This window comes from Dehalobacter sp. MCB1 (assembly GCF_003590275.1).
GTDB lineage: Bacteria > Bacillota > Desulfitobacteriia > Desulfitobacteriales > Syntrophobotulaceae > Dehalobacter.
This window is the reverse complement of record NZ_LXPC01000012.1, coordinates 382,895-395,501: the sequence shown is the minus strand read 5'-3', so window position 1 is coordinate 395,501 and position 12,607 is coordinate 382,895. Positions and strand designations below refer to the sequence as shown.

The 12,607-nt window shown below is 36.6% G+C and carries 15 protein-coding genes; all 15 read right to left on the bottom strand.

Annotation, left to right across the window (positions count from 1 at the left end; all coding sequences use genetic code 11):
- Positions 1-9: 9 nt before the first annotated feature.
- A complete protein-coding gene (locus tag A7K50_RS09690) occupies positions 10-630 on the bottom strand; it encodes a M23 family metallopeptidase (protein ID WP_119775860.1) in 621 nt (206 codons plus the stop codon).
- Positions 590-841: a hypothetical protein gene (locus A7K50_RS09685; RefSeq protein WP_020491394.1), complete on the bottom strand. Its 252-nt coding sequence runs from the start codon at positions 839-841 to the stop codon at positions 590-592. The genes A7K50_RS09690 and A7K50_RS09685 overlap by 41 nt, the downstream gene beginning before the upstream one ends.
- 1 nt (position 842) lies before the next feature.
- Entirely contained in the window at positions 843-1,136 is a 294-nt protein-coding gene (locus A7K50_RS09680) for a hypothetical protein (protein WP_119775858.1), read from the bottom strand.
- A 10-nt stretch (positions 1,137-1,146) separates the two neighbouring features.
- Positions 1,147-1,284: a hypothetical protein gene (locus A7K50_RS14045; protein WP_020491393.1), complete on the bottom strand. Its 138-nt coding sequence runs from the start codon at positions 1,282-1,284 to the stop codon at positions 1,147-1,149.
- Between the two features lie 3 nt (positions 1,285-1,287).
- Positions 1,288-1,581, bottom strand: a complete 294-nt coding sequence (locus A7K50_RS09675; RefSeq protein WP_119775857.1) for a hypothetical protein — start codon at positions 1,579-1,581, stop codon at positions 1,288-1,290.
- A 21-nt stretch (positions 1,582-1,602) separates the two neighbouring features.
- On the bottom strand, positions 1,603-3,408 hold the full coding sequence (locus tag A7K50_RS14355; protein WP_243103707.1) for a hypothetical protein: 1,806 nt from the start codon (positions 3,406-3,408) through the stop codon (positions 1,603-1,605).
- Positions 3,409-3,412: 4 nt separating this feature from the next.
- Positions 3,413-5,200, bottom strand: coding sequence for a hypothetical protein (locus A7K50_RS09665; protein WP_119775855.1), 1,788 nt, complete (start codon positions 5,198-5,200; stop codon positions 3,413-3,415).
- Positions 5,200-5,658, bottom strand: a complete 459-nt coding sequence (locus A7K50_RS09660; protein ID WP_119775853.1) for a hypothetical protein — start codon at positions 5,656-5,658, stop codon at positions 5,200-5,202. Before A7K50_RS09660 ends, A7K50_RS09665 begins: the two co-directional genes overlap by 1 nt.
- A 4-nt stretch (positions 5,659-5,662) precedes the next feature.
- Positions 5,663-5,851, bottom strand: a complete 189-nt coding sequence (locus tag A7K50_RS09655; RefSeq protein ID WP_119775852.1) for a hypothetical protein — start codon at positions 5,849-5,851, stop codon at positions 5,663-5,665.
- 11 nt (positions 5,852-5,862) lie between these two features.
- On the bottom strand, positions 5,863-6,429 hold the full coding sequence (locus tag A7K50_RS09650; protein ID WP_119775850.1) for a hypothetical protein: 567 nt from the start codon (positions 6,427-6,429) through the stop codon (positions 5,863-5,865).
- Between the two features lie 67 nt (positions 6,430-6,496).
- Positions 6,497-6,922 (bottom strand): hypothetical protein, encoded by a 426-nt coding sequence (locus A7K50_RS09645; protein WP_119775849.1) that lies wholly within the window; start codon positions 6,920-6,922, stop codon positions 6,497-6,499.
- A 54-nt stretch (positions 6,923-6,976) separates the two neighbouring features.
- Positions 6,977-7,975 carry a Mu-like prophage major head subunit gpT family protein gene (locus tag A7K50_RS09640; protein ID WP_119775847.1) on the bottom strand — a complete coding sequence of 333 codons (999 nt, stop codon included), beginning with the start codon at positions 7,973-7,975 and terminating at the stop codon, positions 6,977-6,979.
- A 20-nt stretch (positions 7,976-7,995) separates the two neighbouring features.
- Positions 7,996-8,805 (bottom strand): hypothetical protein, encoded by an 810-nt coding sequence (locus A7K50_RS09635; protein ID WP_119775846.1) that lies wholly within the window; start codon positions 8,803-8,805, stop codon positions 7,996-7,998.
- Positions 8,806-8,829: 24 nt separating this feature from the next.
- Complete coding sequence (locus A7K50_RS09630) at positions 8,830-10,836, bottom strand: hypothetical protein (RefSeq protein WP_119775844.1); 2,007 nt, start codon at positions 10,834-10,836, stop codon at positions 8,830-8,832.
- Positions 10,837-10,851: 15 nt separating this feature from the next.
- Entirely contained in the window at positions 10,852-12,603 is a 1,752-nt protein-coding gene (locus tag A7K50_RS09625; protein ID WP_119775843.1) for a DNA packaging protein, read from the bottom strand.
- Positions 12,604-12,607 lie beyond the last annotated feature (4 nt).

Here is a 12,607-nt window from a genome sequence, read left to right as displayed (position 1 = left end):
AAATCCTCCTTATTTCCACTCAACAATTGGTTGATTTCTTTTATGTTCAGTAACACGACCATCTTTCCAAAAACAAATATAATTATATGCATCTTGATGTGCAATTGTACGTTCAGGCAAATCTTCAAGCCATCCATTACCTGATTTGAAAGGTGTAATGTTATTGCCGGTTGGAATAACAACTTTTGCTGAACTTGTACTCATCACTTTGCCTCTCTCATTTTTAATACCGAGAAACACGCAAGGGTCAATATCTTTGCCATTTGTCCAAGGTACTTCACGTACTTCAAAGTGTAAATGCGCACCAGTTACTTGACCTGTTGCACCCATAAATCCAAACTTAAATCCTTCAGTTACTTTTTGCCCTTCTTTAACATATTGTTTGTCACAATGTGCGTGTATTAAATCGTATTGTTTTCCATTACATGCTGTAACACGTAGGATAACGTACTTTCCCCAACCCTTCGCATCATAATAAACTCTTATAACTGTTCCAGAAAGTGCTGCATAAATGTTATAGTCAGTACTAATCAAATCAACACCAGTGTGATATCCTTTACGATATGTGATATTGGAACCGGGTAATTCTTTATAACATTTGGTTATTGTCGCATCCTTCATTGGAATCATTTTTCTTCACCCCATGTTTAATCTTAGTCCGTTTAATAACAGTAAGATTAATAAACTCACCAGTACAAAAAGCAAATACAGCACCGATCAATACTGCTGGCTCTTGCCCACCATTTTCAACAATCTGTAGAATTTTAATGGTGAATGCAGCCAGCACGAAAAAGACAAACCACACAATAAGTGTGGATGTGTTGGGTTTTTTTATTTTCATATCACGTACCTAAAATGAGTTTCATTAAATACTGAACAATAAAAACGAGAATTGTTGTTATCGCAGCTGTTGTTAGTGCTGCATATCGATCTGCTGGTTTTTGTCTTTCGTTATCCAATATTTTTCTGATACACGCAATATCTGATTTCAAATCTATTTTAAAATCATCTATTGATTTGGATAGGTTATCAAATTGAATATTTTTTTGCGCATCAGATAATTCAAGTTTACTTACTCTTGTTTGTAAGTCTTTTATGTTGGATTGTGTTTCTTCATGAAAAACACAAACATCCATTTATGCACCTCTATTTCATCAACGCTTTTAATACTTTGTCTTTGTTCTTAACTTTACCCTTCTTCTCTAATCGATCTAGAATCCTGTTCCAGATCGTTTCCTTTTTGGCAAGGATTTTAGCCTTATGGTCTGCTTTTATCTGTTTCATAAATTACACCCCTTTGAGTGTCGCGATTTCAAGCGTGAGCAGGTCGATTTCTTCCTGCATTTGTGTTATTTTTTCAGAGTCCTCGACTGGTTTGTCGGCATAATCAAAGCTATACACACCGGTGGTAAGATTTAAATATGTTTTAATAACAACCTTACCCTCTATAAACTCTTCTTGTGGAGCGCTGTTAACATAAAACCCTTTGTTTTTGTCATCTTGACTTAAAGAATCGTCTACAAGAACAAAACTCTCTACGGTAACGAGATCATTTTCTTTTTTTCCAAAGATATAAGGCATTAAGCATCCCTCCAAACGTTCTTATTTTAATAAACTTGATATTTTATAACAGTAAATAGTAGACGAGCTGCTAATTATAGCAAGACCTACACCGATTAGATTAAATGCGGCATCTATAATATAGATTCCGGTATCTATCGGATAAGATTGATCTCCATTCAAAATTACACAATAATTAGACATATTATATATTATAGTGAATGCTCCAATATTACTTAACGGGTAAGTTGCTATACAGTAGTTTATGTTGTTTGATCTTCCAACGGCTGTGCATTGTGCCAAAGTTGTATAAGAATACCCATAAGAATAACCATAGTTACTTCCATCTCTATAACTAAAATATATGATGTTCTGTGAATAATTACCATTCAAAGCGTATCTATACGAATACGTTATAGCGGAACTAACAGCGACTAATGCTAGAGTGCTTCGATTTATTTTTGTTATTTTAGTAACGCCAGAGGTTGTGTCGAACATAAACACATACTCTGAGTCCACAAAGAATTTGTCTCTGTTTGTAGTATACGAACCAGATGAAGTAACAATAGTTGCTAAAGTATTTGTGTTTAGCTTAACCATTGGTGACGATGTGCCAAATACGACATACAATGCGTCCTCGTCAATAGATAAAGACATAGCGCCAACAGCGTAAGTGAAAGCTGAAGACGTTGCGATATTAACTCCGCTAGAATTATACTTATATATTTTTTTATCAGAAGAGTTTGCAATGAAAAAACTACCATCATTCATCACAGCAACGGCGGCGTAATTAGACAATGCAATATTTAGCGAATTCGTATTGTTTACTAGATCAAGAACCATGAGATAGGTTAATCCTAAACTGACTTGAAGGCCGTATTTGCCATTTGCAGAAATAGCGCCTAAAAAACCACCATAAGATGTGTAACTACATGCTATAGCGCTTCTAACAAAAGACATCGTACCGAAAGCTCCAGGAGATATAGTAACATTCTTCTCATATGCGTCATAAGAACCACTGAGACCAAAAAGTTCTGCATTCTTTTTTATATTTTCCGCCAGAAAATTTGAATCCGTGACAGTAACCTTATCATCTACACCGTCCCGGTATCCGTCAGAGGCTAGAAGTTTAAGCGTTGTCCCAGATACTTCACTGGACAGAGCCGCAGTGTCACCGGCCCGGTTTGGCATTGTTCCGACTATACCGGTATCGCTGTCGTTGCTGAATGTTTTAGTGGCTAGTACGTTTGCAGCAACGGCATCACCTTCCGCACTAGCTTTGACAAAAAAACAGTCACCTGATAAGTCATACCAAACGGTATAGGCTTTTCCTGCAACGAGATTCGGGGCGGTTGTTGTGTTTGGTTTATATAGCGGCTTGCCGTTGATGGTAGTGGCTGCGCCAACATTATTTGCACCGGCTATGAATGTCTTAGGATAATTATCTGATAATACAACATCTGATAAGGTAATAACTGTACCAGTACCACTTGCAGATTCATATACAGCAATAGATTCCAATATATTCACACGATCTTTAATTTGCCCTGCTGTATTAGACAACTTCACATCAGTAAGTGAACCATCTGTGATTTGTCCAAGTTCAATACTAGTAACTTCAGCCTTGGTTGCATATTTTGCATCAGCTTCAGTTTCTGTATAATATCGACTGTCATGATCGGTTGATGTTTTATGTGTTACTAATTCAGCAACATCTGCATTTATAGCATTTATTGTTTCATTTATTTTATCAACAATTTCATCATTGTTTTGGTCAAATTCATCTGGATTAATTATCTGCCCAAGAACAAAGTCTGGATAAGATAATGTTAAATTTGAAATTGTCACTCAATCACCTCTTTCCACGTTTCTCATAATCACCATTGATTTGATAGAATTTCATTCGTTGTTCCAAATCATAAAGTGATTGTGCAAGCCATTGACCATCTATATATAAATAGTAACAGTCTTCGTCTGCCACGTATACTAAGAGTCCATCAACCTTACCTGTGTACGCTGTCAAATCAGAATAAAAATCAACTTCACCATCAACATCATAACTGCAAGATAATTTAAAACGAATATTACGTCCACGTCTTCCAATTATAAATGGCAGACTTTCAGCAATATTACGTGTAATAAATCGTGAGTCTCCCCATATTGCTTTGCCAAACTGACTTATCTGATTTGATATGATGAGCCGATCTACAACATCAATATAGTCAATTTCAAACAACACAGTGATATCTGATGGATAATCCTGAAATACGTGTGCTACAAGATAAAATTCACGGAAGTATTTATAAATAACTGCATCACTCATATCAAGATTTGCAGAATAAAATGATGCTTGATAAGGTTTACCAAAATCTAAATACGTGTTCTCATCAAGAAAAGATGTTGTACCATCTAGCCTACCGATGAGCAATTTATTATCTTTAGAATAGAATGAACTTGCGTCTAATCCTTTTGAGATAACCCATTTTTGATTGAGATAACTGTAAACCAAAACTTTATCTGATATACTAAGATAATATTCATTATTGAAAAAGAAAGCAGTTGCATAATCAATTTCATAAAGATAAAAGTTTAACGGCTCTTTTGTCAAATCAAGATTCTTACTGATATTAACAGTTGCCAATACTCTCTCATTATTGTTATTTGCTGATGCGAGACTGTATACAATACCATCACTACCAAGATAGAATAAATAATTATGAGCCACTTTCATCGAATCATGATTAGCGATGCCGGTATGTGTGTTAAGACGCTTTAATGCAAATACATCAGCACCAGTGTCAATAATATTTGTATCACCAGTAATGACATACATATCCTTCTCTCTGCCAACAATCACACTATTATCATAAACACATAATCCACGTATTTTATCTGAGTTAGGTGGTACTTGCATTGGCAATGATACTGGATAATAAAAAGGATGCTGCAAATCAGTAATAAATACATTATCATCATCTTCTGCACAACCCGATGCAAATAATCTTCCTTGATGTGAAATGATATATTTCAAATTATCAGGCACAACATTCGCACCACTAAAAGTGTCTACGAATTCATTTTCACATGGTACATAATAGATTTGCATATTCGTGTAATCAATATTTAATACACCTTGTGTGTGGTCAGTATTAAGACGTACCGCAGCAATATCTGGACTCACAACTGTCATTAAACAATAACTTGGATTAGGCGTGCCGATTACATTGATATACGTGCTGGTTACTTGGTCGAATTTACCATAACAATACAATTTATCCCCATCACAAAAGAAATATTTACCTTGATGTGTAACACCACAAGGTTTCCCTGCAATATTTGTCAACAACGTGTTATTCACATATATCTCACGTTCAGTAGCACGTATAAACATCGGAAGATCGTTATATGGTTTATATTCATCTATAAACACCACTTCACCATCTAATTGCAGATCGTCATAATAATTTTGCCCAGGTCTATTTTCAATTGATGTGTTATCACCAAAACGCACGTTCATCAGTGATTTAGCTTCATTTGGTTCTAATACTTCCGATCGATTATTCAGGCCGCCAGTAAAATCTTGAAGGGAGAAAGTATAAACAACATTAGGAGAAGGAAGTTTTTTACGTATAAAAGCCATTATTCAACCCCCTCAACTCCTAATTCTTCTTCGGTATCAAATTGATTTGCATTCCAATAAGCACTTAAATCAACATAATCAATAGGATTATCATTGGTAATTGTGTTGCCGTTTATATCAGTAATAATCACATCACCATTATCAATTTTGGTCTGCAACTCGTTTAGTTTACTTTCAAATTCATTCATCATATCGCCGCCTTTATAATCATTCCCATCTTGGGAATAGCAGCGTGATGCGGCGTACACAGAAAGCAGGTAGTGATATTGACTCGGTAATAACGTCGGCACATCAGAGTTATTTGTTAAATACACCATACCTTCACATTCAGTTATAACTTCACGCACTCTATCGATCGCTTCATTCAGATAATCAGTAATATCAATTTCACGAAAGATTGAATTTGAAAAGTCACGTGTATAACTTCTAACTCTTAAAATCAGTTGTATCCTTGTCACATTATCACCCCTTTGATTTGCGAGGTTTTGTCACCTTTTCCTCAACAACGTTTTGCGTAGTTGCAAGATTATTTTGATTTGCATAGACTTGAATAAAACTATTCATCATTTCAATTAACGCATCAAGACGCATACATATAGCATATAAATAACGTTCATTTGCGTTTAATGGAATGTCTAATTTTCTTTCCATATTTCACCTCATCATGCTAAAGATGTAACAAGTGTAATTTTCTTAACTGCTGCAGATGTTGGTGTATACGCACCAATGGTTTCCAAAATGCCATAAAGGGATGTGCTATTATCGGCAAGTTTGATGATTTTCTTTAAGGCACTCACATCACTTATCAACGTATCTCCAAAATCAACAGGAGTAGAAAAAGTGATATAACCTAGATATTTCGATCTGTCAGCAGCGATAAGATTAAACGCTGCATTGTCGGCAATCGCAGTTGGTGCTGCATTATAAATGTGTAATCGGAATGTGGACATTCCACTCGGTACAGCAGCAACATCAATTTCCATCATTGCCGACTCGATCTTAATAGGTGCACCACTTATCATTGACACATCAGAAAAAGATAGATTACCAGTAACAGCAGGACCAACAACATCATTTGCTGTATATGCAGTTGTATCTGCTGGTCTGGTGAAACTTGTGGAAGATATCTTTGTTGATGGCAATTCTATTGCAGCAAATGAGAAACTATTGTCGCCATTATCTATGATTCGCATCGCATTTCCATTGTAACGTGCGGTTCTATTAGACATAGAAAACCTCCTTTATAGAAGAAAAGGGGCAACGCATAGTCACCCCAATATTCTTGATTTGATTCGATTAGATTTCAGTGTAAAAGATATACACATCAGCATGCATTTCACTGAAAGCATTTGGTGCAACAGCAACAATTCTGTCACTTGCCGGACAAATCGTGCCAACCAATGCACCAGCACCTTTAACAGCAGCAACAGCAGCAACACTTGCAGCAGCAATAAAACCATCTGGGTCGCCACTATCAGCAGTTGCAGTACCAATGTTAATGGTTTTGGTTGTTCCGGTCGCTTCAGCAGTAGTCACATTGATAAGAACCTTCTCAACAATCGCTCTCGGCAAAGCAGTATGGATAATAACCTCACTTGTACCGGTAAACATTGTATGACTAATGGGGATTTTCAAACATTTCAACAGATTATGCTCACATTCGCCAAGGTCATTAAATTGACCAGCAATGCCGTTTACACCGGGAACGTTAGAATAACTCATTAATTTACCTCCTTATATTTTAAGAAAAAGGGAGAGGGTTACTCTCCCTCATTACTACAGACCAGTAGAACCGATCATTCCTCTCCAATCACTTACACCCATTGAATACCGCATATAACCACGATATTTGCTGACGAAGGAATCGAAATCTTCTTCCCACTTGAATTCAGGTCTTACACGCCAGAAGAAGTTCAATTCATGTCTTGCACCGTCTTGGAGAATCCACATTGTATCACTTCCACCAGCAGCAGCAGAGAGATAATCCATAATGACGATTTCAAGACCAGCAGATTGCAAATATTCGTTAGTATCGTTATTTGCAGAACCAGGAACTTGTGCAGAGTGCAGTAAACGTCTTGCAGTATCTTCCAATGCCGGAGGGATGATAAGTTTTGTTGCTTTAAACTGAGCAAGATTACCAGCTTCATCAACAGTCTGTCTCATCAACTGAAGGGCAGTTTTTAAGTTTACATCAGTTAATGCACCTGTCTGCAAGTTATCACCAGTACCAGTAGAATCAAGCAGAGGGTGGTCATTAGCAAACAAAGCTTTTCCATCATAGAGAACAGTTGTGAAACCATTAACGAGAGGAATCATTGCATCCTTCTCAACCTTAGCACGTCCACTTCTTGCCATTGCTCTCGGCATCTTTTCGATTTGACGATATTGCTCATCATCAAACATTTCACGAGTGATAATGAAACCTTGGGTAAACGCAGAGTGTGTGTACGTTCTTTCAAGACCAGGAGACAGAGTTTTGTAAGCAACAGTGTCGAACTGGCTTGTACGTTCAGTCCAATCACCAAAAGCACCCATACCCCAATCTTTTTCTTGAGCTTTATCAGAATCCATTACATTATAGATTCGAGGAAACTGCTCAGGGAGTTCATCGTAAGTCTCGAAGAAAATCTTCCTTAAGCCGGGTTCGAGTAACTTACCAAAATTAGTCTCATTGACTACATCTGCATCAGTATAATAGATTGTATTTTCAGTAGTAGGTTGAACAGGTGTAGCAAACATCTGTAAACCTAACCATTTAAAATCAACAGCCATTTGTTAAAAATCCTCCTCAATTATTTCTTTTTCTTACTTGCATCACGCCATTTGATGTAATCACTCTCTGAAAGTCTCATTTTCTTAGCAACGAGCTTTTCAGCATCAGAGATTTTGGGCGTGTTGTCAGTAACAATGGGATTAGCACTATTTGTCGTAGAAATAATTGTTTTGGTTGATTTGTTTTCGTTTTCTATTTCTTTTAAAACTTCTTCACGAAGTTGTGCTTTAAGTGTTTCTTTATCGATCTGTTCGGTCTGAACAGGCTTTGTTGATTTGACAAGTTTATAAGCATCTTCCAAATTGGTTAATCCTTTATCTCTTGCCATTTCAAGAACTTCACGTACTTCAAAATCTGAATACTTACCTTGCAATTTGCTGATTTCCATTTCAAGTTTCAAATCATAGATCGTGTTTTTTAACGCAACAATCTCAGATTGATTTGGGTCAACAGACTGCGGTGTTTTGTTTTTTGTAATTTCAACAACTTGTTTCGCAACTTCAGGATTGGCTTTCAGATAATCAAAGAAAGCAATTGCTTCTTTTGTTTCAGTACGTTGTTTTGATAAATCCTGAGTTTTCTTGGTGTAATCTGATTGGCGAAGATATCCATTTTTCAATTCATCAACAGAAATTTCACCAATACCATCAATTGTGATTTTCTCGGGTAAAACAAAATCAGAGGGTTTTTCTTTCTCCTCTGATTGTTTTGGTTTATTTTCAACAACTTCCGTTGTGTTATTTTCAGTTTTCTGCTCTGGCGTGGTCGGTTGTTCAGTTTTCTGAGCCGTTTCCTTCGCCTTCATTTCTCGATATTGAGTGATATTCAATTCATTTCCTCCTTGGAATCCACGTTATTGTGGTTGTTCCATATTTAATAATTCCATCAAATCAGGATTCTGCTGAAGTACAACTGCTAACTCATCATCAGACATATTATTAAGTCCAGTTAAGATTTCATCAGGTAATTGTTGTCCATCTGGCTGCGAAGAAACTGAATCAGCACCTCCTTCTGATTCGGGAACATAGTATTTCTCCGCATCAGCAAAACCTTCATTATACGAATTGATTTTTATTTTTTGCTGTTCTTCTTCTTTTCTCTTATCTTCCTCAAGTTTATCATGCTTATTTTGGAGTTGTATAATTTGCTTATTTATCCTTTCAATAGCACTTGTCATTTGTTCAACAACGGCTAATGTTTCTTTATCATTAGCGTCATTTTGCTGCATGTATTGCTGCATCTGTTGAGTAAGTTGTTCAATCATCTGTTGGAATTGCTGTACTTGCTGTTCAATAGCTTGTTGCTTATTACCCATACGTCTAAGCAACGATGCTTTAACTTCTTCAGGCAAATACTCTGCAACAGCTTCACGATCGACAAGCATTTGTCCATCAGGCATTGGCGTTTGCGCCAAACGAATCATCAAATCAAGCATTGCACCACGATTAACCGTCATTGTGGAACCAGCTGTAATTTTAATATCATAATCGTATTTCAAACTATCAGTAATAAACTTTTTCAAATCATAAGAACCATCTGCTCTAGTGATTTGAATCCATTTGTCACTTTTCCAATACTGCCGACAACGTGAAAAACCCTTACGGCACATTTCACCAAGTGCATCTTCAAGCAACTTCACTTTCAATCTGATGCGTGTTTCACCAGCTTCTTTGAGAGCAAGGATACCTTGTGCAGTATAAACACCAGTGGATGAGTTACCTTTAAGGGAATTAAACACACCACTTACTTCTTGCAGATCGTATTTAAGTGTTTCAACTGTGTTTGGCACATACATAGGCATACCAGGTGGCTGCAAGCGTGTCACTTCAGAGCCGGGGTTTTTACGCAAGATAAGGCCGGGTCGTGCAGTAATCTTTCCTTGTCCAATACCACTATTCTTATCAATAACCCATGGTGAATTTGCTGTCGCTTTGGCGTTATCAATAATAGCATTGTATAGATCATTCATACCTTTTTGCGGTGAAAGCATCTGACTTGGCTCACCTTCACCCCAAAACTTGCCAGGTACATCATAATCCTTAATGAGTACAAAAGGATGTTCACCATCATCGTATGGATTATCTTGGTCTAACAAGACCAAACCTAATTCTGGTGCGACGATGATATGACGACCTTTTGGATATTTATATTTGATGCGTTTTACTTTACCATCATTTTCTTCAATGGTTTCATAATCCTTACACCAAACTTCAAGTAAAAGAACTTGATTATCAATTCGAGCATTCAAATCATTGTTATAAACCAATTCGCTGTACTTAACACTTCCACCACTAAGTTTATCGGCGTATTCAGGGAATAGTTTTTTTAATCGATTTACGTGACTATAAGTTGCATAAACTATATATTCTGCATCTTCAACACATGTTGCAAGTGGGTCCGGAAAGATATTATATGCAGATACAGGAATATATTTGGTATTCTTTTCATCAGCATTCCATGGAACAAAGAATACAGATGTGCCACGAACGAGAACTGGAATCAATTCAGCACATACTTTACGTGTCATCTTTTCCCTATCCCATTCATAACTCATCGCTTCATTCACATCAGTAGTAAATGCTAAGCCTTCTGGTTGCCTTGCCATGACTTGGAATTTTGGATTTGATTCAAGCATAATTGGTCGAATAGTTTCCACAGTGGAAAAGATATAATTGCTAATGATGTTAGATTTGTAATCCGGCAGAGATTGACCCTTACTGTATTCACCAGCGTATGCTTCATCATACTCTTGCCACCTTTTGGTGTAACTTGCTTTATACACCATAGCTTCTTTAAATTTCATGTGCCATTTACTGGCTAATTGCATATTTTCCTGTTCGATTTGAACAGTATTTGACAAAAAAAACACCTCCTGTTAATCAGAAAACTCATCGCTTTCGTTTGATTCAAACAGAGGGTCTATGATATCTTTTTTTATATTATTTCTCTGATCGATAGGGATCTCGGGAACGTATGAATCTCCTTTACCTTCTAAAAGTAATTGTAACATAATAGCAGTAGCCATTATAGTATCGTCATAACAGCCGATCTGAGCATTGGTTTTACCATTATCTTCAATGATATATGTGAATGCTTCACTAATTATCAAATCAGAATAAATACCTAAATAAAACTCCCTGATAAACTCTGCTAATTTATCAATCATCAATGGTTTAGTTCTGCTTGAAGTTGTCCAACCAAGTTTCTGTGTGACTTTTTCTGAAATCTTGTCATATGATTTGGAGAAGTACAAATTCCAATATTCTTGCTTCTTAAGAGTGGTGAGTGTTGTAAGACCATGATTATTATTCTCCACACCAAGATACGCATCATTATAGAATTTGCCTAACTTTTGTAATTCAAGACCATATAAATCAGGGTCAATATGACCATGCCATATAGCTTCAATATCAAATGTTTCAGAATTTCCAACACATGCTGCACTATAGTCACCTTCGACAAGTCCTTCAGCCACGTCTGCTCCAATACAGTAGAATTGTCCAGGTTCAGGATGTTTCCAAATTGATATATAACCATTTGGGTCTTCTATAAAAGAAACACCACCATCCGGACACAATTGCAAATATCCACGTTGGGGTGCTTTGGTAATGGTTTGATATTTCTTTAAGGCTTTAATACTAAACTTTGGTCTACCTGATGAGATAAACGCTTCTTCTGGTGTACTTGGGTATTCCTGCATAAACTTTTCCTCATCACCTTGACACTTATTGGCTATTGTATATCGTCGCCAATTGAGTTGTTCAAGTGTGAGTCCATGTTTATTCATTAATTCCCACTCATACGTCCGTACTTGCCCTCCGTTGCCATCTGTAGAGATGATAGATATTTCCTCAAGGAATTGTTGTTTAGCGGCTTCTGAGGGGAAATTACGTGTGTATGTTGGGTCTACAAACCATGCAAGGAATATTGGAGTAAATTCATTCTCTCCACGAACAGCCTTATTCCACATATCATGAAAGTAATCACCAACACCATTTGCAGTACTTTCAAGTACGACCAAGGTATTTAATTCATCCGGCACACTCTGCATAAGTGACAACATCGTTGTACTCGCATCAGGCCAGAAGGCCACTTCTGAAGCATGGACATTATGATTTGTTGATGAACGTGCTACTTCACCTGTTCCAGCGGTTGCAATAGTAATTTTGGAACGAAGACCAGGATTATCTTTCTTAATTGATTCGTCATTTTCTGGATTTTCAAACTGTAAAACACGTCCATTTGAATACTTCTTCATTGGCCTGATGAGATCGGGAAGTTCTTCATAATATAACTTGGACATATTGAATAAATTCGAAGATGCGGTATCCTCATGTGCCACAATCAGCGACGTTTTGTTATCATTATTTGCCGTATCATGAAAGATTAATGCTTCAAAGAGGGTTGATAATCCCATTTGTCGTGCTTTCAGTACGATGTAACGTTTTAATCTTCCCTCTCTTTCATCTTTTTCAATGATATCCATAACGATTTTTTGTGCAGGATTAAGAACAAAGGGTATTATCTTTGCTTGTTTATTACGGATTTTTAAGAACTTTTCTACATACCATTTTTTATCGTGTTTTAGTTTCCAAAAGAAAAGTTGTTCTTTTGTCAACTTAGCCATTCAA